The following is a 20,995-nucleotide window of genomic DNA, read 5'->3' on the forward strand; positions in this document are numbered from 1 at the left end:
CCTTCTGCCCGTACCAGTTCGCGGTCAGCCGGCGGTGGTGCCGGCCTGGGGCGACCCGGGTGTCGGGCGCGTCCAGTAGGGCGAGCACCCTGCGGACGCTCTCCACGTACGACCACGGTTCGATGGGCCGGTGGCTGATGTTGTGCTGACCCGAGGTGTGCCGCACCCAGTGGTAGCAGGTGTAGTCGTGCACGGTGGCGACCCGGCTGGTCAGCAGGTACGCCCGCAGGGTGAAGAGGTGGTCCTCCAGCCGCACGCGCCCTTCGGCGAAGCGCAGTTGGTGTCGGTCCAGGAAGGACCGGCGGAAGAGCTTGTGCACCGTCATGGAGCCGAGCAGCACAGTCTCCGTACGCAGGTCCGAGCTGGCCAGCGGCTTCTCGAAGAGCGCACGGGGCGCTCCCCGGCCGTGCCCGGCCATGCGGCCGATGACGATGTCGGCATCCGTCTCACGCGCACGGGCGTACAGCCGCTCCAGGGCCTCCGGGGCGAGCCAGTCGTCGTCGTCGACGTAGTGGACGTACTCGCCGCGGGCGGCGTCGGTGCCGATGTTCCGCGGGCGTCCGGGCCAGCCGGAGTTCTCGATCTGCAGCAGGCGCACCGCCGGTACGGGACCGTGGGCGGCGATGTCGGCCCGCAGCAGCTCGACGGTGTCGTCGGTGGAGCCGTCGTCGACGTAGACGATCTCGTAGTCCGTCGGGGCCATCGTCTGTGCCCGCAGGGAGCGCAGTCCGTGGAGGAGTGTCTGGCCGGTGTTGTACAGCGGCACCACCACGCTGACCTTGAGCGGTGCCCGATCGTCCGTCGTGGGGGGTAGCGCATGCACGGTGACCATCCCGGGGTGAGGTGCTGAAGTACGATATTTACGGTCATACGACGAAATGACATCAGCAATGGTTGTACCTGATGGTCGTGCGAATGGCGCGCTGCGACGGAGCGCGGGCGTGTTCCGGATCGGGACGGTGCGGGTGGGGTGGCCGGTACGGCGGTGGGATCACCGGCTGGCGGCCTCGTACGGCTCCGCCCTGGCCCGGTGCCGTGGTGCGCGTTGCGCGGGCAACCGGGCCGGGGCGGGCTGGAGTGGGGGCGGGCCGGGGCCGGACGACCGTCGTACGGGGCGCCGAGCGTCAGCCGGGCGTGCCGAGCAGCTCCATCCCGGGGCCGAGGCCGAGCGCCTTCACGCGCTGCTGGAAGGTGTCGTACGCCAGTCCGTCCGGCGTGCCGCCGCTCCACATCTTCTGTCCGAGCACTCCCAGTGTCCTGTTGACCAGCCCGTGCACGTCCCGCTCGGTGTAGGGGTGGTGCACGAGGTCGTTCCACACCCCGGAGAACGCGCCCAGCAGCGCGGGGTCGAGCGGTTCGACGCTCTGGCCGTCGGGGAAGACGTGCGGCGCCCACTTCTCGTAGAGGTGGCGGCCGTCGAGTCCGTCGCCGTGGTAGTAGTCCGCGAAAGGCACGATGTACAGCGTGGCGTCGTTGATGTTGACGAACCGGAAGCCGTCCTTCTTGATCGCCTGCGGCCCGTACCAGCCGTTGTTCCAGCTGTACATGTGGACGTCCCGGTCGTAGCCCTCGGCCGAGCCTCCCATCTGGCTCAGGCTGCCCCAGGCGGCCGGCTGCCTGCCCAGGTCCCTCAGGTGCGAGGCGATGGTGTTGAAGTAGGCGCGGTACTGCTCCACCGGGCCGGTGTACTCGTCGGCGCCGAAGTGCACCACGGGGCTGCGGAACCACGGGTCGAAGTGCGTGAACAGGTCCCGCATGAAGCGGGTCGCGTCCGGGTTCCCGAGGTCCAGGTGGTCCGAGTCGCCGCCGTTCAGGCCGATGTCGGGACGGAACCTCACGAACGCGCGGGAGTGCGCGGGCGCGTCGATCTCCGGGGTCAGCCGGACCGCGCGGGCGGCGGCCAGTTCCTCGAACGAGTCCCAGGTGGCGCGGTCGTACGAACCGTCCTTCGCGGCGAGTCCCGACCAGTCCGGATGCTCGCTTGCGAGTCGGAACGCGGACTGCGCCTTGCTCCAGTCGCCCTCGGGCGGCTCGATCTCGTTGTCNTACGGCACGCTCGTCGCCGTACGCCGCGGGGAGCAGCACCCGCGCGCAGATCAGCTCCAGTTGCAGCCGCGGGGACGTCGCACCGCGCATCTCGGTCAGTCCGGAGTTCACCAGGTCCGCGGCCCGGCTCAGCTCCGCCGCGCCGAAGCTCGTCGCCTGCCGCCGCATCCGCTCGACGACCTCGCCAGGGGCGTCCAACAGCCCCTTCTCCAGGGCGTCCGGGACCGCCGCCAGGATCACCAGGTCGCGCAGCCGCTCCAGCAGGTCCGCGACGAAGCGACGCGGCTCGTGGCCGCCCTCGATCACGCGGTCCACCACCTCGAAGGCGGCGGCGCCGTCCCCCGCCGCGAAGGCGTCCACCACCGAATCCAGCAACGCGCTGTCGGTGTATCCGAGCAGCGCCGTCGCCATGGCGTACGTCACGCCTTCCTCGCCCGCGCCCGCCAGCAGTTGGTCCAGCACGGACATGGAGTCGCGTACGGAACCGGCGCCCGCGCGCACCGCCAGCGGCAGCACCGCGTCGTCCACCGGGATCGTCTCGCTGCGGCAGACCTCGGCGAGGTAGTCCCGCAGGGTGCCGGGCGGCACCAGGCGGAACGGGTAGTGGTGGGTACGCGAACGGATGGTGCCGATGACCTTCTCCGGCTCCGTCGTCGCGAAGACGAACTTCAGGTGCTCCGGCGGCTCCTCGACCACCTTCAGCAGGGCGTTGAACCCGGCCGGGGTGACCATGTGGGCCTCGTCGACGATATAGATCTTGTACCGGCTGGCGGCCGGCCCGAAGAACGCCTTCTCCCGCAGTTCACGGGCGTCGTCGACGCCGCCGTGCGAGGCGGCGTCGATCTCGATCACGTCGATCGAGCCCGGGCCGTTCCGCGCCAGGTCCCGGCACGAACGGCACTCTCCACAGGGTGTGGGCGTGGGCCCCTGCTCGCAGTTCAGGCACCGGGCGAGGATGCGCGCGCTGGTGGTCTTGCCGCAGCCGCGCGGGCCGCTGAAGAGGTACGCGTGATTGACGCGGTTGTTCCGCAGCGCCTGCTGGAGGGGGTCAGTGACATGCTCCTGCCCGACGACCTCGGCGAAGGTCTCCGGGCGGTAGCGGCGATACAGAGCGAGCGACGACACAACCCCGACGATATCCGCCCGCACCGACAGGCGCGGAGCCCTCCGCCGACCGAGGCCGCCCGTACGCCTCGCGCCGCCGTACGATCCCGGGTGCCGTGCGCCGGCGCCGTACGATCCGCTGCCCGTGCGCGCACACGCGAACGCCCCCCACGTACCCGCCAGAGCCCCCCTACCCTTGCTGCCTTCCGGCCCTGGGGGAGTTCAGAGAGATAGCGCCACGTGAGGGGCTGCGCCAACCGTACCCGATAAGCCGACGCGGGATCGAGTTCGCGAGCACCCGCCCTCGTCTTGTACAGTCTCCGGCGGAGGATTCGCCTAGTGGCCTAGGGCGCGCGCTTGGAAAGCGCGTTGGGGGCAACCCCTCACGAGTTCGAATCTCGTATCCTCCGCCCAGCCTTCACCGGGCTGAACGCAGGGCCCCACCGCCTCGGCGGTGGGGCCCTGCGCGTTGTCTGTCAGGCGCTGTGGTGATCAAGAGTCTGGCTCGTCCGTGAAGGGGGAAAGCGCCGCCTGGGCGAGGAGGTGCCGAGGCGACGCCGACCAGTAGGCCGGCCAGCGACAGCGGACTGTTCCGTGCCGCACGGTTGGTCAGTCAGGTCTGCCGCGTGGGGGTGAACGCATGGGTGTTCTCCTGAGCCCATTGCCGGAATGTCCTGGCCGGTGAGCCGGTGACCTCGTGCGCCGTGGTCAGGACGTCCGGGCTGGCGAGGCCGGACACCCCGGGAACCATCAACCCCTGAGAGGGTTCGTCGGGCGCCTGCTCCTCGATCCGCTGAAGTGCCTGCGGGTCCGGTCGTTCCTCGAGCTCAAGGGCCCGGCCGAGAACGTCCGCCAACGTGTTCACCTTGTCGGCCGGAGTCAGCAGTTCGGGGCCGGTCAACGAATAGGTTAGCCCTCCGTGGCCGTCTTCGGCCAGCGCGCGAGCAGCGACGGCAGCGATGTCCGCCGGGTGGATCGTGGGTGATGGCAGTCCGGTGCGCGGCAGGCTCACCACGCCGGTGTCACGGATCATCGGGGCCCACGCCAGTACGTTGGAAGCGAACTCCCAAGGCCGCAGTACGGTCCACTGCACTCCACTGTCGTGGACGGCTCGCTCGTCCTCCTGGGCGGAACGCCCCACGAACGACTCCGGATGCGTCCGCGCCAGCAAGGACGTCACCAGCACGACTCGCCGCACGCCTACGCGCTGTGCCGCGGCAAGCACACCGGCGACGGCGCCGCCGGTATTGGCCAGGAGGAAGAGTGCTTCACCGCCGGCGAAAGCCGGCTCGAGCGACGCCGGTTGGGCAAGATCGGCTCGTGTGACTTCGACGCCCGTCGGCGCCGTGACCTTTCCGGTGTCGCGGGACAGCGCCCGCACGTCGGCACCGGCGTCGACGAGTTGCCGTACGAGGGGGCCACCGATGTTGCCCGTCGCACCCGCCACCAAGATCATTTGAAAACCTCCGCGTAGGACTGCTCCGTCGTCGTCTCGCTACTGGATTCCGAGCAGTGCACGGTAGGAATCCATGCGAAGGTGGGCTCCCTTGAGCCGAGAGGTCTGGTCCGCCCCGAGCACCCCGACCTCAGCGGAGTACGAAGCACCACCGTGCGGGCCGAGAGGAAGCGAGAGGCCCGGCGCCGAGGGCCGATAAGCCGTGAGCTCCGAGCGTCCCTCGATGAGGGCACGAACATTGGCTGCGGCGACCGCGGCGTGCTCGCCGGCGGCTTTGGCCATCTTCGCCTCGGGCAGCGCGGTGAGGTCTCCGATCGCGAAGACCCCTTCTCTGCCTGGCAGCCGCAGCTCCGGTGTGACCTCGAGCGACCCGTCGGCCCGGAGGGCATCCGTCAGAGGTGCTGCCAGGTATCCGCTGTTCGGTACCGCGCCGAAGCAACGGAACCACACGTCGGCCGTGATCTCCTCGCCCGAGAGCGTCGTCACCGTGACGGATTCGCCTTTCCCCGGAGCGGACGGGGGCAGTTCGCGCAACGACGTGCCGAGTACGAGCCGAACGCCCAGCCCGTCGAGCTGGCCGCGCAGCGCGTCCCGGAAGTCGTCCGGGTACTCCCCCGAGAGGATGTCGGCCGCGGGATCCACCACGACAACGGACTTCCGCGGCCAGACTTCCTTGATCTCACCCGCCAGCTCGAGTCCCACCGGGCCCGCGCCGAGAAGCAGAACGCTGTCCGCGTTCGCCAGTGTCTTGCGCGCGGTACGGAGTCGTGCCCTCGCTTGCTCGCTGCTGTCATCGACGTCGGTCTTCGCCGGGAACGGGTAGGTCGATCCGGTGGCCAGCACCAGATAGTCCGGACGGAGCCGTTCCGCGCGGCCGAGCGTCACCGTTTCGCCATCCACCCGCACCGCCCGGTCCTGGATCACCCGTCCGTGTTCGAGAAGTCCTCCGTAGGGCAAGAAGATCCGTTCCGCCCACTCCGCATCGACGAGACCACGGAGCAGCGCGACGTTGTGCACGAAACCATCGCCGGGGTCGACGAGGACGACGTCCGCCACCTCATCGAGCGCTTTCGCGGCCGCGACACCTCCGTATCCGCCGCCGATCACGGCCACGGTCGCACGCATCCAACCACCCCACCTAGTTCGTATTACAAATAGTATGTAATGCAAACTAACATAGTTGGGTGTGCGAACCATCGTCAAGTAAGCTGTGGGTGGAGGCCCTCCCATGACTCGCACCAACACCGACCAAGCCACCGGGCTCGCGTCGGCGGCGACTGGCGCTGTCGGGCAGCTCGGGCTCGCGGTCAGCCTGGTACGTCTGACGCACCTGGTTCAACGCGTCTTCGATGACGCCAGCCGCCACCACGACCTCACCCCACAACAGGCCCAGTTGCTGTGTCGGCTGGTCGATGGTCCAGTCGGGATGACCGAGCTTGGCCGCATGCTCCATCTGGAGAAGTCCAGCGTGACGGGGCTCGTCGACCGCGTGGAGCTTCGTGGCCTGATCACACGCGCCCGCAGCACCGAGGACCGGCGAGCCTGGTACGTCGCCCTGACTGAACAGGGCGAGCGGGTGGCCGTCGATACCCATCACGAGGTGATCGCCCAGCTGGAGAAACTCGTCGGCGACATCTCCACCAGCGACCGGGAACGACTCATCTCTCTGATCGCCGGAATCATCGGGCCACAACCCTCATGACCATGGTGGGTCGCAAGTCGACCACCGTGGTCGGTACTGGCAGCGGTGGTGCCGCGCGGAACTCTCAGGAACCCGCCTCTTTGACAAGGCGCTGCCATCGGGACGACGGCTTGTCCCTGTCCGCAGCCATGGCCAAAACGGACCTGCACCGTTATCCAGAAGCCTGATTCACGCCACGCCCACAGCTGCCCCTCGGGACAAGCTCCATGGCCGGGATGACCTGCCTCCGGAAGCCCGCGAGGCGTGCTCGCCGAACGCCGCCAAAGGTGTGGCGCCCTGCCCACCCTCCCCCTCGGCTGGGGACGAAGACGGGGACGCTCCCCCAGTCGCAGCGAGAGGACGAGGTCCCGTGATCTCCGACAGAAACCCGGGGCGATCCGGGTGCCCGAGATCCGGCAACGACGAATCCACCTCTATGCCACATCCGGTGCGCCACACCCCGTTGGCCGCCTCTTCACGGTAGCGGGGACATTATCGCGCCAACGGGGCTCGTCACCGGATGACTTGCGGCAGCAGCCATTCGCGGTGCTCGAACTGGGGCGGCTCAAGGGGTCGTTGCGCACATGCCGATAGTGAGCGACGGCAGACGAAGTGACGTCCACGAGCAACGTCCCGTCCTCAGAATCCAGTTGCGGGCCACGGGTCACACCGACGCCCACGTGTCGCCCCGCTGGCCCCATGGCCATCGGGCGCGCCCTTGTCTAGCCTCGCGATGAAGGTCGTGGCTCGCCACTCAGGAGGCCCTGGTGCACGATGGTCAAAGGACGCGCCAACGACGGTGGTTCGACTTCGTCGCGTTTCGTCGGGACGTCCGCGCAGCCCTGGTCGACGCCACGGCGGCGCTCATCGTCACGCTGGTCGTCTTCGTCTGGCTCCACTGGCGCATTGAGACCGGTTCGTCGATGACCTTGCAGGTCATGCCGATGCTGGCCGACGCGGACACGTACTGGATGTACTGGATGTGCGAGGCGTTCGGGTGGTCCGGCCTGCTGTGGGCGTGGATCACCGTGATGCTGGGGCTGATTCGCTCCAGCCGTCGTCTTGGCTGGCTTCCGGTATCCGTCGCCCGGATCGAGAAGTGGCACCGGACCACCAGCCTCACCACCATCGCGCTGATGTTCGCCCACGCGTTCTGGCTGTTCGCCGAGTTCGTCCGCGCCAACGAGGACCAGCGCGGCTGGGGCGGGCGGACCTGGAGCGCGTTCGTCGACACCTTCGTCCCGGGCGCGTACGCCAGCGGCACCGGTAGAGTCGCCATCCTGATCGGGCTGCTCGCCTTCTATCTGGCCATCCCGCTCGGCCTCGCCTTCTACGCGCGCAGGTCGATCGGCGTACGGACCTGGCGGGTGCTGCACGCCTCGATCCTGGTGGTGTACGTCCTCAGCGTCTGGCACACCCTGCTGTACGGCACGAACGTGTGGTACGACGGCTGGTTCCGCACCACCGTCTGGCTGCTCCAGCTGCCCGTCGCCGCCCTGCTGCTGGCCAGACTGCTGGCACCGGCACGCCGCCCCGGACGGCGCGGGCTCGACCTGTTGGGACGGGCCGTAGGACGCGCCTGCGCCGCGGCGAGCATCGTCATGGTGCTCGCCGTCGCCGCCAGCGGGCGGGACGGCGGGCGTACCCCCGGGGTCGACGGCGCCGGACTCAGTGCCACGCGCACCATGGTCTGGATCGGGCTCGGGGTGTTCATCGCCGCGGTCGTCGTGTGCGCGTACCGGGCACACCGCCTCACCCCCACTCGACAGGCCAGGGCCGAGGGCGAGGAGGACGATACCTCGCCCTCGTGAACCGGGTGGGGCGTCGCTTGCTGAAGAGTCGGCGTGGCACGGGCTGGCGCCGGTGTTTCTGTCACCGCTTGCCCGGAATGTCATCCAGGCTGGGAGCCACCAACGGTGGCGAGGACGACCACCGGCACGGCGGCGCGAAGAGGAGCGGAGCATGGCTGACAGCACACTGCGGGACAAGGTCACGGTCGTCGGCGGCGGGGAGAGGAACCTGGGAGGTCTCGTCAGCAGGACGTTCGCCGAGGCCGGGGCGAAGATCGTGGTGCACTTCCACACCGCCGAGCAGGACGCGGAGCGGACGGCCGAGGCCATCCGGGAGGCGGGCGGCCAGGCCGTGACGGTCCAGGGCGACCTCACCCGCGTCGCGGACGTGCGGCGGCTGTTCGACACCGCGATCGACACGTACGACAGGGTGGACATCGCGGTGAACACCACCGGGATGGTGCTGCGCAAGCCGATCCTGGAGACGACGGAGGAGGAGTACGACCGCATGTTCGGCGTCAACGCCAAGGCGGCGTACTTCTTCATCCAGGAGGCCGGGCGCCGGCTCAACGACCACGGGAGGATCATCAGTCTGGGCACCTCACTGCTGGCCGCCTTCACCGACGGTTACTCCACCTACGCGGGTGGGAAGGCCCCGCTGGAGCACTTCACCCGTGCGGCTGCCAAGGAGTTCGCCGGTCGGCGGATCTCGGTGAACACCGTGGCTCCCGGGCCGATGGACACCCCGTTCTTCTATCCCCAGGAGACGCCCGAGCGGGTGGAGTTCCACAAGTCGCAGGCCATGGGCGACCAGCTCACCCGGATCGAGGACATCGTCCCGGTGATCCGGTTCCTGGCCACCGAGGGCTGGTGGTTCACCGGCCAGACGCTGTTCCCCAACGGCGGCTACACCACCCGCTGACCGCACGCGCGTGAGACGGGCGCCGGCGTACGCCGGAGGCCGCCAACGGCATGTCACAGGACACCGAGGCATCTCGTCCAAGGGTGTAGCCACTGGCCGAACCGCAGAGGAGCGCATCATGGACGCCCGACTCGACTACTTCTCCGGCCCGACCGCCGACAAGATCGTCAAGCACGTGATGGCGATGGGCAGGACGCTCAGGGAAATGCCCCTGCCGAGCACGACACAGGAACTGGTGGCGCTCCGTGTGAGCCAGATCAACGGTTGCGCCGCCTGTGTCGACATGCACACCAAGGACGCCGCCGCCGCCGGCGAGACCACCGTACGGCTGCACCTCGTCTCCGTGTGGCGGGAGGCCACGGTCTACACCGAGGCCGAGCGTGCCGCCCTGGAGCTGGCCGAGGAGGGCACCCGGATCGCCGACGCCGCCGGCGGAGTCAGCGACGAGGTGTGGGCCCGCGCCGCCAAGCACTACGACGAGGAGCGGCTCGTCGCCTTGGTGTACCAGGTGGCCTTCATGAACACCGTGAACCGGCTGAACGTCCTCGCCCAGCGCCCGGCCGGCGACTACGAACCCGGGCAGTTCGGCTGACCGACGTCACCGTCCGGGTCCACGGGGTTACGCTGCCGCCGTAACCCGGACGATCACCGGAAAACGCCCGCGCCCCGACGACCACGTCCGGTGGCGGCGCGGGCCTTGAGCAGGGGGTTCGGCATGCGCGAGACCGACCCGGCCGACACAGCCGCCACGAGCGACGCGGCTGACAGGGCCGACAGCTCCGACGCGGATGACCGCGTCGCGGAGTTCGAGGAGCTGCGCCCGCTGCTCTTCTCGATCTCCTATCGCGTCCTGGGCAGCGTGGGAGAGGCCGAGGACGCGGTGCAGGAGACGTGGCTGCGCTTCGCCGGCTCCACGACCCGACCCGCGTCGACCAAGGCGTTCCTGTCGACCACGGTGACCCGGATCTCGATCGACGTGCTGCGCTCCGCGCGGGTGCGGCGCGAGGAGTACGTCGGCCCGTGGTTCCCCGAGCCGCTGCTGCACGATCCGTACGAGGACCCGGCACGCTCGGTGGAATTGGCCGAATCGGTGTCGCTGGCGGCGTTGATGCTGCTGGAGCGGCTGAGCCCGCTGGAGCGGGCGGTGTTCGTACTGCGGGATGTCTTCGCCTTCGGCTTCGACGAGGTCGCGGTGGCGGTGCAGCGCTCGGAGTCGGCGTGCCGGCAACTGCTGGTGCGGGCGCGCCGGCACATGGCGGACGAGCGGCCCCGGTTCGAGACGACCGGGCGGGAGCGGCGGGAGCTGGCCACCCGCTTCTTCGACGCGCTGCGGGACGGCGATGTGGGCGGGCTACGGGAACTGCTGTCCGCCGACGTGCGGTTGGTCGGCGACAGCGGCGGCAAGGCCCCACGCTTCGCCCAGCCCATCACCGGGGCGGAACACGTGGCGCGGCTGCTGGGCATGGGTGTCGACGGACTCCACCGCATCGGCGTGACGTTCGAGCCGCGCGAGGTGAACGGCCAGCCCGGAGCCGTGTTCCGGGATCGGGAGGGCGGGATCCTGCAGGTCCTGGCCCTCGATGTGCGCGAGGGGCGGGTACGGACCGTCCTCGGGCTGCTCAACCCGGACAAGCTCCGCCACCTCGGGCCGGTCGCCGACCCCTGGGCCGCCAGCCGCGAGATGAAGCAGGCACGCCGACGTCGGACGTGACAGCCGCGGATCTGAGTACGGGTACTCAACCGGGGGCCGGAGCGTACGGCGCACACTCGAAGCATGGAGACCACACCAGGGGCGCCCGTGAAGCCGCTCCCGATACCCACCGCCCTGCGCGCCCCGTTGCGCGAACGCCCCCTTCTCGAGCGGATGTTCGTACGGCTCGTGGGGCTCGGCCTGAGCGTCGTGGCGTACCTCCTCTGTCTGCCCTGGGACCTGCGGAACCGCCCGGAGAGCCCCGGCTCCATCGATGAGACCACCCCGGTGGAGACCGGCGGCGTGCTGACGCTGGCGGTCGTCCTGCTGCTGCTCGCGGCCTACTTCGGCTACCGCGACCGGCTGCTCTGGCCGTTGCCGCTGGTCGCGCTGCCACCGGTGGTGCTGCTGTTCGTGTCGTTCTCCAGCCACCCCGCGCCGGACGCGAGCGCCTGGCCGATCGCCTGGATCTTCTTCTCGATGCTGATCTTCGGCGGGGTGCTGATGGTGGCGACGATGGCGCGACGGGCCGCGAAGCGGGCGGCGGGCCAGCCGTAGTCGTACGGGGCGCCCGTTGCCGTACGGCCGGCCGCCGAACGCGCGGGGTGTGTACTCCGCCCTACGGTCACCGACGACCACGGGGGCGTGCACCGCGGCACCGCAGCAGCACCACCGCCGTGGCTCGCTCACAGCCAGCCACGCTCCCGGGCCATCCGGGCCGCCGTGTGCCGGTTCTCCGCGCCCAGCTTGGCCGCCGCCGCCGAGAGGTAGTTGCGCACCGTGCCGGGGGCGAGGGAGGCCCGCTTGGCGATGTCCGCGATGGTCGTCCCGTCCGCCGCGAGGTCCAGCAGCTCCGCCTCCCGGGAGGTCAGCGGGGAGTCGCCGGCGCTGATGGCGTCCGCCGCCAGCTCCGGGTCGATGTACCGGTCGCCCGCGTGCACGGACCGGATGATCTCGGCCAGTCGCTGGGCGGACACGGTCTTCGGGAGGAAGCCCCGCACCCCCGCGGCGAGGGCCTGCTTGAGGTTCCCGGGCCGGCCATGGCCGGTGACGATCATGACCGTGCAGCCCGGCAGCTCGTCCCGTAGCGCCTGGGCGACCTCCACCCCGTCCGCGCCCGGCATATTCAGGTCCAGCACCGCCACCTCGGGCCGGTGCGCCCGTGCCATCGCCAACGCCTCCGTGCCGGAGGCGGCCTCCGCCACCACCTCGAGGTCCTCCTCCAGCGCCAGCAGCGTGGCCACCGCACCCCGGATCAGATGCTCGTCGTCCGCCAGCAGCACCCGCAGTCGCGGCTGCTCGGTCACGTCCTCACCGCCTTCCGCTCACTCCGCGTCTCGGAGGACAGCGGCACCTGAGCGGTCAGTCGGAACGTACCGTCCGCACCGTGCTCCGTGACGACGCTGCCGTCCACGGCGGCCAACCGCTCCCGTAGCCCGCGGAGACCGGACCCGCCGTCCCGGCCATGCTCCTGGTCCTGGTCCGGCTCCCGCTCGTCGGCGCCGTCCGCCAGGGCAGCGTCGACCGAGGCAGCGTCGACCGAGGCGCGCGTGGCGCCGTTGTTCGCCAGCACCAGCACCGCCCGCCCCCGCTCCCGGTCGACGGACAGCCGGATACCGCAGTTCGCCGCCTCGGTGTGCCGCAGCACGTTGGTGGTCCCCTCCCGTACGACCCAGCCCAGCACCGACTGCACCGAGTGCGGAAGCTCCCCGACGCCCTCCGTGGAGATCTCGCACTCGATACCCGCCGAGGCCAACACGCCGCGCGCGCCCGCGAGTTCGGTGTCCAGGCCGGCCTCGCGGTAGCCGCGCACCACCTCCCGTACCTCCCGCTGGGAGTCCCGCGCGATCCGCTGCACCTCCGCCATCTGCGTCATCGCCCCGCGCTGCCCCTCCACGCCGCGCTGAGCGAGCTGCACCGCGAGTTCGCTCTTCAGCGCCACCACCGAGAGGTTACGGCCCAACACGTCATGCAGGTCACGGGAGAACCGCAGCCGCTCCTCCGCCACCGCGAGCCGCGCCTGGGTCTCCCGGGCCACGTCCAGCTCCCAGACCACCCTCACCATCCAGGTGGACAGTCGCATGGTGCTGACCATCCCGCCGGCGAAGATTAGGGTGCCGAGGCCCATCCCGTACGTGGTGTGCTGGGGAAGGCCGAACACGAGGCCACACACCACCGGGGTGGCGGCCGTACCGGCGACCAGGTGGGGAATCCTGCCCGGACGCAGGCTGACCGCGACCGGCATGATCCCGAACACCAGCGGGAGCATCACCTTGAGGGCCGTGTCCTCGTGCGACAGCTCTCCGAGCGCCCACAGGCCGAGGGCACTCAGGGCGTACGCCAGCCCCAGGGCGGCGGAAGCGACGAACTCCGCGGTCGGCCGCCCTCGGCGATCCAGAGCCCAGTCCAACGCGCGCCCGGAGCAGAGGATCACATACAGACCGTGCGGAATGATCAACGCCACCAGCAGCACCTGGGCGACCGTCGGCACCTCGGAGCCCGTCGTGAGCACGGTCAGCCACACCATCTCGACGAGGCCGAAGGAGTAGAAGGTCCACCTGGTGTACAGCTCGATCCGGGACGGGTCGCTGTGCCGCGACCACCAGTCGGTCAGCTTCCAGGGCGACATCCGCGCTCCTCGTTCCGTCTCGGCCTGCCGTCGGCCCCGTCACCGACACGTCCGCCGGCGCTGTCTCTGTCTGTCCGTTCTGGCAGGGCCTGCCTGGGTCCGCCGGATGCTGCCTGGGTCCGCCGAGGCCCTGCCTGGTACTGCCTGGTACTGCCTGGTACTGCCTGGTACTGCCGGGGCCGGTCAGCGCCGCGGCTCCCAGCGGAACCACCGGCGTACAGCAAACACCGCCAGCGCCGTCCACGCCAAGGTCACACCCAGTGCCCGCAGCACCTCCAGCGCGTCCATGCCGCCCAGCAGCCCGCCCTGCACCAGCTGCACGGCCGGGGTGAGCGGCAGGAACCGGCAGACCTCCGCCACGGCACCCGGCAAGGCGTCCAGCGGGGTGACCATGCCGGAGGTCACCATGGTCACCATCATCACCGGCATCACGGTGATCTGCGCGCTCTCGACGGTACGGGTGATGATCGTGGTGACGGCGGCCAGCAGCGCCGTCAGCAGCATGCCGGACAGTACGCCCACAAGCAGCAGGTCCGGCCGCTCCGGCACCCCCACGTCCATCAGGGTCACGCCCGCCACCAGCAGCAGCACCACCTGCGCCAGGCCCAGCACCGTCACCGGCAGGGCCGTGCTCGCCAGGATCTGCGTGTCGGAGGCCTCCCCCGTACGCAACCGCTTGAGGACCAGTTCCTCGCGCCGGGTGACGTAGGAGGCGACCAGGGTGGTGTAGATGGCCATCGTCAGCACCAGGCCGAAGCCGGTGGCCATCAGCATCTCGCCGATGCTGAGCCCGGCCTCCCGCACCATCGGCATGCCGTCGAACATCTGCCGCGCCCCCAGCACCAGCCCGGGCGGTACCAGCAGGGCCGTGAACATGGCCGAGCGGTTCCGGACCAGCAGCGTGAACTCGGCCCTGCCCAGCGCACTCATGCGTCCCGCGATCGTCGTCATCACACGACCTCCCTCTGCCGCCCGCCCGTCAGCGCGACGGCCTCTTCCTTCGCTGTCTCGGTCTGCGCGATGTCCAGGAACGCCTCCTCCAGCGAGGCCGTACGAGCGTCCAGGTCGATCAGTCGGGCGCCGCACTGCCGGGCCCAGAGCATCAGTTCGGTGAGCGCGGACTGCAGGTCGTCGGTACTGACCCGCACCTCCCGGCCCTCCCCGGCGGCCCCCAGCGACGCCGGCAGCTGCCACTTCTCCACCCCCTCCGGCAGCGTGAACCGGATACGGGACGGCTGGGACCGGGTCACCTCGGCCGGAGTGCCGGAGGTGACGATCCGGCCGGCGCGCATGATGGCCAGCCGGTCCGCCAGCGCCTCCGCCTCCTCGAGGTAGTGCGTCGTCAACAGCACGGTCGTGCCCCGCTGTTGCAGCTCGCGTACGAGCTGCTGGGTGGTGTTCCGGGCCTCCGCGTCCATGCCGGTGGTCGGCTCGTCCAGGAACAGCACCTCGGGCTTCCCCAGCACGGCCAGCGCCAGGTCCAGCCGTCGCTTCTCGCCGCCGGACAGTTGCTTGACCCGTACGTTCTCCCGGGCGGTCAGCCCGACGAACTCCAGCGCCTCGCCCAGCGGCATACAGTTCGAGGTGCAGCCGCCCCACATCCGCGCGGTCTCCTTGACCGTCAGCTCGGAGGGGAAACCGCCCTCCTGGAGCATCACCCCGATCCGCGGGCGCACCTTGGCGCGTTCTCCGTACGGGTCGTGGCCCAGGACGCCGATGGTGCCCTCGGTGGGCCGGTCCAGCCCCTCCAGCAGCTCGACCGTCGAGGTCTTCCCCGCGCCGTTGGTGCCCAGCAGGGCGAACAGCTCGCCGCGCCGGACGGAGAAGTCGAGCCCCCGGACGGCCTCGAAACCACCCGCGCCCCGCGGACCGTACCGTCGACGCAGTCCGCGCACATCGATCACTCGCTCGTCGGTATCCATGCCCTCAGCCTTCCGTCGATTCCCCGCGCGGGTCAGTGCGAGGTGTCATCCCTCGAGGTGACAAATGTCAGAACCCCGGTTCGTCGCGACGCGACCGCGAACAGCCGACGGTGCCAGCCGGTACGGGTCTTGCCACCGAACTCGGGGCGACGAACGGCTGCTGGTCGACCTAGTGAGGCGGTGATGTCAGTGGTGGCTGAGACGCTGTTCCCGTGATCCCGTGGACTCTGCAGGACATCGACAGGGCTCTGCGTGCCAGTTGGGCCGCCGACACCTGTTCACCGGACGACCTCGATCGCGCCGGATGGCAGCCGGGCAATCCGGCGTGGGGTCACTGCGACCTCACTGCCTTGCTGGTGCACGACATCTTCGGCGGCCAGCTGATGGTCGGCGAAGTTCACCACGGCGGGGAACAGCACGGATTCCACTGGTGGAACCAGCTGCCGGGCGGCGTGGAACTCGACCTGACACGCGAGCAGTTCCGGGAAGGCCAGACCGTGACGCTCGGCCGTGTGGTCCAACGCCCGCCGGGGCCTCTGCCTCGTCGCTGGGAGGAGTATCTGCTCTTGCGTGAGCGCGTCATCGCTCAGCTGGGGCACCTTCCCGGCCCGGCTGTCTGACCAGCGCCCGTGCGCCCGGGCGGTGTTCCGGACCTTCGACACCCGTACGGTCCCGAGCGTACGGTCGACGGAGCCGACAGGACCGCCGCGACCACCGCGGAGGTCAGTCACGCGAGGCGGCACGGGGGAGAGATGCAGCGACCGGGCGAGGGCTCGTGGGGACAACCGCCACCGCCGCCAGCACCGCAAGCGGCGGGACAGCGGCCGGAGGCACCAGGGACACCGCCGCGGCAGCCGCCGTACGGCGCGAGCCAGCCGTACGGACCCGCCCAGCCGTACGGATACGGCGCGCACCCGCCCCGCTGGGAGCAGCAGCGTGCCGGGCGCCAGTCGCCGATCGGCGGACAACGCCTCACCGACACCCGGCTCTGGTCCGTGGTGGGTCGTGGCCGGGGCGCTCGCGGGGCGCTGCTCGGGCTGGGGCTGCTGGCCGCCGGGGTGCTCGTAGCGATCGTGCTGTGCCTGCTCCCGCCGCACTGGACCGCGTTGCGCGTGCTCGGCTTCCTTCTGGGCGTGGCCGGCGGCTGCGCTTTCGTCGGGTACGCCAACAACGGCCGCAAGCCCCTCAGCGCGGGGATCGGCCTACTGTTCAGCTGCCTCTTCCTGGGCGCGGCGCTGTACACCTTCGAGGACACGATGCTGGCGGCGACGGGCGTGCGGGGCGAGTGCGACGTGGTCGCGTCGGAGAAGTCGAGAACCAAGGGCGGCACCTACCAGTACACGTACGAGGTCGAGTGCCCCGAAGGGGTCGACTCCACGCTGCGTGGCCAGTACAGCCCGCCCCCGGACTCGCGCACCGTCACCGTGGTGTACCAGCCGGCCGGGTTGATCGAGCCGCAGGCGCCGGGGGACGTCTCCCCCGCGCTGAGCCTCGTCGGGGCGACCCTGAGCGGCCTGGCCTGTGTCGGCTGGGCGCTTGCCGGCCTGCCCCGACGCACGCCCTCCGGCCCGTACGCCCGCCCGATACGGTGAGCGACGAGCGTTCGGGAGGGCGACAGCGTGTCCGGCACTACGGCGCTCTCGTGTCCCACCGGCCCCGAGACGACCCCGGAGCTGTGGGTGCCCGCCCGTGAACTCGGGGAGGCGCACCGGCACATCGTCGGACGCGTCGAGGTCGTGCGCGGGTTCCGCCCGGAGGGGCGGAGGCGCGGAGGGACGGACCTGACGTGACTTCCGCTCCCCGGCCCCAGCCACGACACCGGTCCGGCGACGAAGCGGGCGCTTACCGTACGGGCGTTACGCTGGCCGGCATGGCGAGACGCGGCCCGTACGAGAAGGGCGCGGCCAAACGCGCCGAGATCCTGGACGCCGCGCTGGACGTGTTCGCCGCCGAGGGCTATCGCGGCACCTCGCTGCGCAAGGTCGCCGCCCGCTGCGAGCTGAGTCTGCCCGGGCTGATGCACTACTTCCGCTCCAAGGAGGACCTGCTCGCGCAGGTACTGCGGGCTCGGGACGAGCGCACCCGCACCCGGGTCCGCGCCCAGGCGCGCGCCGAGCGGGAAGTGGACGCGGTGGACCGGGCGGCGGGTCAGGCGTCCGGTCAGGCCGTCGACCCGGGTGAACTCCCGGACGACGGCAGCCCGGAGAGCTACCTGCGGGTGATCCGGGAGGGCACGCGCACCCCCGGCCTGGTGGAGCTCTTCGTGTCCCTGGCCGCGGCGGCCAGCGACCCGGCGCATCCGGCCCGGCCGCACTTCGCCGAGCGGTACCCGGCGCTGCGGGAGCAGCTCGCTGACTGCCTGCGGCAGCGGGCGGACACCGGCAGGCTGGCCACCGACATCCCGCCCGAGCGGCTGGCCGTCCTGCTGATCGCGCTGGTGGACGGGATCCAGCTGCAGTGGCTGGTCGATCGCTCGGTGGACATGGAGCAACCGCTCGCCGACCTGCTGCGCCTGCTGGAGCCAACCGAGCCCGCGCGGGACGCGGACCGTTGAGCCACGTGTCCGCCGGCCGCCCGGTGGGAACAGACCCGGGACGCGCACGCCCCGCACGCCCCGGACACGCATGCCCCGGGCGGGCGGGCCGTCAGTCGGACGGTTCCTCCGGCGCGCCCTTGCCGGACCCGCCACTCTCGGCCACGCGCGCGGCCATGTCCCGTACGTCCTCCGGCGGTACGGGACTGTCCGGGAACTCGGCGATCACCTCCAGCGGCATGTCGGCCAGGAAACGCAGGACCTCCGGGCTGTCCAACAGGCCCGGGCCCGCCGGCTCACCCGTCGAAGCCGCCCCGGACACCCGCGCGGACGCCCGCGAGCGGGCCGCGACCCGCTCCCGCAACAGCCGCCCGCCCACCGGGTGTTCGAGCCACTCGCCCAGCGTGTTCCGGCCGCTCAGCCCCATCCGGGGCGGGTCACCCGGCACGGTCAGCTCGGTCGTCAGGCGGATGTCCCGGGAGGAGGCGCCGATGTCGATCCGGTACCGGCCGCCCTCGACCCGCCAGCCGCCCGCCCGCTCGCTGTAGTACGCCAGGTCGTCCCTCGCCAGCTCCACCTCGACGCGGTCGCTCGCGCCCGGTTCCAGCCGTACGGCGGTGAAGCCCCGCAACTCCCGCTCCGGGCGGGCCACCTTGGAGCCGGTCGGCCCGCCGACGTACACCTGGACGACCTCCCGGCCGGCCCGCGGCCCGGTGTTGGTGACGGTCAGCCGCACCGTGAGGCGCGAGCCGTCGTCACTGGCGCGCACGTCCAGGCCGTGGTGGTCGAAGGTGGTGTACGACAGTCCGTGCCCGAAGGGGAAGGCCACCGGGCTCCGCCGCGCGTCGTAGCCGCGGTAGCCGACGAAGATCCCCTCGCCGTACCGCACCCTCCCCTCCTCGCCGGGGAAGTTCAGATGGCTCGGGGTGTCCGCCAAGCGCAGCGGTACGGTCTCCGCGAGCCGTCCGGAGGGGTTGACCAGGCCGAACAGGATGCGCGCCAGCGCGCCGCCCCCCGCCTGGCCGAGCAGCCAGCCCTCCAACAGTGCCGGCACCTCCTCGTGCCAGGGCGCGGTCCGTACGACGCCGCCGTTGGACAGCACGACGACCAGCCGGGGGTTCACCTCCCGCACCCGGTGCAGCAGTTCGAGCTGTTCGGCGGGCAGGTCGAGATGCGTACGGTCGAAGCTCTCCGACTCGTCCGGTGCCGGCAGGCCCAGGAAGAGCACCGCGACCTCGCTGCTGGCAGCGAGCCGTACGGCCTCCGCGAGGACTGTGCCCTGGGCGTCCGGGGAACTCGACGAGCCCGCCGAGCCCGGCTCGGCGGGCAGTTCGTATCCGGGCGCGAAGTCCACCCGGGCGCCGGCGGCCAGTTCACGCAACGCGTCCAGCGGGGTGTCCAGCCTGGTCGGCGTCACCAGGGAGCTGCCTGCGCCCTGGAAGCGTGGCGTACGGGCCAGTTCGCCGAGGACGGCCACGCTGCCGCTGCCCGGGTCCAGCGGGAGCAGACCACCGTCGTTCTTCAGCAGGACCGCGCTGTGCTCCGCCGCCTCGCGGGCCAGCCGGTGGTGCGCCTCGTACGGCACCGACCGGCCGGCATCCGGCGAGGCACCGGACGCGGCGCCGGACGGGGCACCGGGCGAAGCGTCCGGCGAAGCGCCCGTGGAGACGCCCGTGGAGGCACCCGCCCGCGCGTCGCGTGCCAACCGCACCAGCCGGGCCACGGAACGGTCCAGCACCGACTCGGCCAGCTCGCCGCTGTCCACCGCCGCGCTCACCTCCCGGTCCGTACGGCCCTCGGTACCCGGCATCTGGAGGTCGAGCCCGGCACGCAGGGCGGCGACCCGGTGGCGTACCGCGCCCCAGTCGGACACGACCACGCCCTCGAAACCCCACTCGGTGCGCAGGATGTCGGTCAGCAACCGGGGATTCTCGCTCAGCGGCACGCCGTTGATCCCGTTGTAGGAGCACATCACCGTCCACGGGCGCTCGCCGCGCACCACGCGCTCGAAGGCGCGCAGGTAGATCTCGCGCAGCGGACGCTCGTCGATGTCCGCGCTGACCCGCATTCGGTCGGTCTCCTGGTTGTTCGCGGCGTAGTGCTTCAACGAGGCGCCGACCCCGCCGGCCTGTAGGCCACGCACCAGCGCGGCGCCCAGCTCGGCGGTCAGCAGCGGGTCCTCGGAGAAGTACTCGAAGTTGCGGCCGCACAGTGGGGAACGCTTGATGTTGATGCCGGGGCCGAGCACGACGTGCACGCCGTACTCCCGCGCCTCGGCGGCGATCGCCCCGCCCACCCGGGCGGCCAGCTCCGGGTCCCAACTGCTGCCCAGCGCCACCGCCGGCGGAAAGCACGTCGCGGGAGCGGCGCTGCTCAGGTCGAACTGCCCGCCCTCGGCGCTCGGCCGGGGCAGCCGCAGACCGTGCGGCCCGTCGGACATCTGGACGCGTGGCACGTCGGCGGCCGGCAGCTCCTCGGTGCTGAAGGCGCTGGCGCCGCTGGTGAGCGACGCCTTCTCAGCGAGCGAGAGGGGCGGATCGGCCGGCGCCGGATCGGCGGACGGCGGGTCGGCGGACGGCGGGTCGGCAGGCGTCTGCTCGGCGGGTCGGCGTGCGGAGGCGGGCTGGGACATGGGCGCACCTATCGGTCGTCCGCTGGGCTGCGATCGCTCCTCTGACCACGGCGTGCCCGACGGGAGCCTCCGCGGGCACACACAGAAAAACCGTAGAGTGATCGGTTTTCGCGGTCAAGCAGGCAAGCAGGCCCTCCCCGCCCGACCGTTCCGGGGCCCCGCAGGCGCCTGTCCGCCCTCACGGGAGCTCGGTCAGCAGCCCGTACGCGGCCTGGGTGAGGGTCGTACGCGCGCTGTACCGGCGGGTGGCGAGCGCCACCAGCGCCCGACCGGTGTCCGGCTGGAAGGCGAGGAACGCCTCCTGCCCCGTCGTGGCGCCCGAGTGGAAGTACAGCGGACCGTACGGGCTGGGGTGGCGGACCCAGGCCAGGGTGTGCGTGTGCCGATGGCGTATCCCCCGGTCGAGCAGCGGTCGCTGCACGGCGAGCAGCGCCGTACGCAGCCGGTCGGCGTGCGGCCCCGCGTGCGGCCGTAGATGCGCCTCGAGGTAGCTGAGCAGGTCCGCCGGGGTGGCGCGGACGGCACCCGCCGGCAGGAAGCCCTCGCCGGTGTCGAACGGCGGCACGGCGGTCACGCCGTCCCGCGCGTGC

Annotated in this window: 20 protein-coding genes, 1 tRNA gene, 1 other RNA gene and 1 pseudogene; 11 read left to right on the top strand and 12 right to left on the bottom strand. The window is 71.1% G+C overall.

Annotation, left to right across the window (positions count from 1 at the left end):
- The 4 genes and pseudogenes from AN216_RS22595 to ffs all read right to left on the bottom strand — a co-directional run.
- On the bottom strand, nucleotides 1-823 hold an 823-nt coding region (locus AN216_RS22595), incomplete at its 3' end, for a glycosyltransferase family 2 protein (RefSeq protein ID WP_170843198.1).
- 301 nt (nucleotides 824-1,124) lie between these two features.
- The gene (locus AN216_RS28360; protein ID WP_070198560.1) at nucleotides 1,125-2,054 is read right to left on the bottom strand and encodes a family 20 glycosylhydrolase; all 930 of its coding nucleotides are present in this window, start codon (nucleotides 2,052-2,054) and stop codon (nucleotides 1,125-1,127) included.
- A pseudogene (locus AN216_RS27495) lies at nucleotides 2,019-3,171 on the bottom strand (DNA polymerase III subunit gamma and tau); the annotation flags it as partial. The gene AN216_RS28360 and the pseudogene AN216_RS27495, both read right to left, overlap by 36 nt.
- Nucleotides 3,172-3,307: 136 nt before the next feature.
- Nucleotides 3,308-3,402, bottom strand: an RNA gene (gene ffs / locus AN216_RS22615) — signal recognition particle sRNA small type.
- A 73-nt stretch (nucleotides 3,403-3,475) separates the two neighbouring features.
- Between ffs and AN216_RS22620 the strand changes: the two genes are divergently transcribed.
- Nucleotides 3,476-3,560, top strand: a tRNA-Ser gene (locus AN216_RS22620).
- 203 nt (nucleotides 3,561-3,763) lie between these two features.
- On the opposite strand, the gene AN216_RS22625 is transcribed toward AN216_RS22620, so the two are convergent.
- Both AN216_RS22625 and AN216_RS22630 read right to left on the bottom strand, forming a co-directional pair.
- Nucleotides 3,764-4,606 (bottom strand): SDR family oxidoreductase, encoded by an 843-nt coding sequence (locus AN216_RS22625; RefSeq protein ID WP_070198563.1) that lies wholly within the window; start codon nucleotides 4,604-4,606, stop codon nucleotides 3,764-3,766.
- A gap of 39 nt (nucleotides 4,607-4,645) precedes the next feature.
- Entirely contained in the window at nucleotides 4,646-5,731 is a 1,086-nt protein-coding gene (locus AN216_RS22630; RefSeq protein ID WP_070198564.1) for an FAD-dependent oxidoreductase, read from the bottom strand.
- A 103-nt stretch (nucleotides 5,732-5,834) separates the two neighbouring features.
- Between AN216_RS22630 and AN216_RS22635 the strand changes: the two genes are divergently transcribed.
- The 6 genes from AN216_RS22635 (at nucleotide 5,835) to AN216_RS22660 (ending at nucleotide 11,247) form a co-directional block, all read left to right on the top strand.
- Complete coding sequence (locus AN216_RS22635) at nucleotides 5,835-6,308, top strand: MarR family winged helix-turn-helix transcriptional regulator (protein ID WP_070198565.1); 474 nt, start codon at nucleotides 5,835-5,837, stop codon at nucleotides 6,306-6,308.
- A 746-nt stretch (nucleotides 6,309-7,054) separates the two neighbouring features.
- Nucleotides 7,055-8,098 (top strand): ferric reductase-like transmembrane domain-containing protein, encoded by a 1,044-nt coding sequence (locus AN216_RS22640; protein WP_070198566.1) that lies wholly within the window; start codon nucleotides 7,055-7,057, stop codon nucleotides 8,096-8,098.
- Between the two features lie 151 nt (nucleotides 8,099-8,249).
- Nucleotides 8,250-8,999, top strand: coding sequence for an SDR family oxidoreductase (locus AN216_RS22645; protein WP_070198567.1), 750 nt, complete (start codon nucleotides 8,250-8,252; stop codon nucleotides 8,997-8,999).
- A 118-nt stretch (nucleotides 9,000-9,117) separates the two neighbouring features.
- The gene (locus AN216_RS22650; protein WP_070198568.1) at nucleotides 9,118-9,591 is read left to right on the top strand and encodes a carboxymuconolactone decarboxylase family protein; all 474 of its coding nucleotides are present in this window, start codon (nucleotides 9,118-9,120) and stop codon (nucleotides 9,589-9,591) included.
- A gap of 123 nt (nucleotides 9,592-9,714) precedes the next feature.
- Nucleotides 9,715-10,710, top strand: a complete 996-nt coding sequence (locus AN216_RS22655; RefSeq protein ID WP_079166883.1) for an RNA polymerase sigma-70 factor — start codon at nucleotides 9,715-9,717, stop codon at nucleotides 10,708-10,710.
- 63 nt (nucleotides 10,711-10,773) lie between these two features.
- Nucleotides 10,774-11,247: a hypothetical protein gene (locus tag AN216_RS22660; protein WP_070198569.1), complete on the top strand. Its 474-nt coding sequence runs from the start codon at nucleotides 10,774-10,776 to the stop codon at nucleotides 11,245-11,247.
- A gap of 128 nt (nucleotides 11,248-11,375) precedes the next feature.
- Here AN216_RS22660 and AN216_RS22665 read toward each other — a convergent pair whose 3' ends face one another.
- From AN216_RS22665 to AN216_RS22680, 4 genes are all read right to left on the bottom strand, one after another.
- Entirely contained in the window at nucleotides 11,376-11,996 is a 621-nt protein-coding gene (locus AN216_RS22665) for a response regulator transcription factor (protein WP_244502598.1), read from the bottom strand.
- On the bottom strand, nucleotides 11,993-13,318 hold the full coding sequence (locus AN216_RS22670; protein ID WP_070198570.1) for a sensor histidine kinase: 1,326 nt from the start codon (nucleotides 13,316-13,318) through the stop codon (nucleotides 11,993-11,995). The genes AN216_RS22665 and AN216_RS22670 overlap by 4 nt, the downstream gene beginning before the upstream one ends.
- Before the next feature lie 183 nt (nucleotides 13,319-13,501).
- Nucleotides 13,502-14,269 (bottom strand): ABC transporter permease, encoded by a 768-nt coding sequence (locus tag AN216_RS22675; RefSeq protein ID WP_070198571.1) that lies wholly within the window; start codon nucleotides 14,267-14,269, stop codon nucleotides 13,502-13,504.
- A complete protein-coding gene (locus tag AN216_RS22680) occupies nucleotides 14,269-15,240 on the bottom strand; it encodes an ABC transporter ATP-binding protein (RefSeq protein WP_070198572.1) in 972 nt (323 codons plus the stop codon). Before AN216_RS22680 ends, AN216_RS22675 begins: the two co-directional genes overlap by 1 nt.
- Before the next feature lie 212 nt (nucleotides 15,241-15,452).
- On the opposite strand from AN216_RS22680, the gene AN216_RS22685 reads away from it, so the two are divergent.
- The 4 genes from AN216_RS22685 (at nucleotide 15,453) to AN216_RS22695 (ending at nucleotide 17,794) form a co-directional block, all read left to right on the top strand.
- Complete coding sequence (locus AN216_RS22685) at nucleotides 15,453-15,860, top strand: YunG family protein (RefSeq protein WP_070198573.1); 408 nt, start codon at nucleotides 15,453-15,455, stop codon at nucleotides 15,858-15,860.
- Nucleotides 15,861-15,992: 132 nt separating this feature from the next.
- Nucleotides 15,993-16,832 carry a hypothetical protein gene (locus AN216_RS22690; protein ID WP_139140979.1) on the top strand — a complete coding sequence of 280 codons (840 nt, stop codon included), beginning with the start codon at nucleotides 15,993-15,995 and terminating at the stop codon, nucleotides 16,830-16,832.
- Between the two features lie 27 nt (nucleotides 16,833-16,859).
- Entirely contained in the window at nucleotides 16,860-17,030 is a 171-nt protein-coding gene (locus AN216_RS28365; protein ID WP_212732744.1) for a hypothetical protein, read from the top strand.
- Nucleotides 17,031-17,110: 80 nt separating this feature from the next.
- Complete coding sequence (locus tag AN216_RS22695) at nucleotides 17,111-17,794, top strand: TetR/AcrR family transcriptional regulator (RefSeq protein WP_070198575.1); 684 nt, start codon at nucleotides 17,111-17,113, stop codon at nucleotides 17,792-17,794.
- Nucleotides 17,795-17,885: 91 nt separating this feature from the next.
- On the opposite strand, the gene AN216_RS22700 is transcribed toward AN216_RS22695, so the two are convergent.
- Both AN216_RS22700 and AN216_RS22705 read right to left on the bottom strand, forming a co-directional pair.
- The gene (locus tag AN216_RS22700; RefSeq protein ID WP_070198576.1) at nucleotides 17,886-20,405 is read right to left on the bottom strand and encodes a glycoside hydrolase family 3 C-terminal domain-containing protein; all 2,520 of its coding nucleotides are present in this window, start codon (nucleotides 20,403-20,405) and stop codon (nucleotides 17,886-17,888) included.
- A 178-nt stretch (nucleotides 20,406-20,583) separates the two neighbouring features.
- A partial coding sequence (locus tag AN216_RS22705) for a serine hydrolase (protein WP_170843199.1) occupies nucleotides 20,584-20,995 on the bottom strand: 412 nt, incomplete at its 5' end.

This window comes from Streptomyces oceani, from assembly GCF_001751245.1.
GTDB classification, from domain to species: domain Bacteria; phylum Actinomycetota; class Actinomycetes; order Streptomycetales; family Streptomycetaceae; genus Streptomyces; species Streptomyces oceani.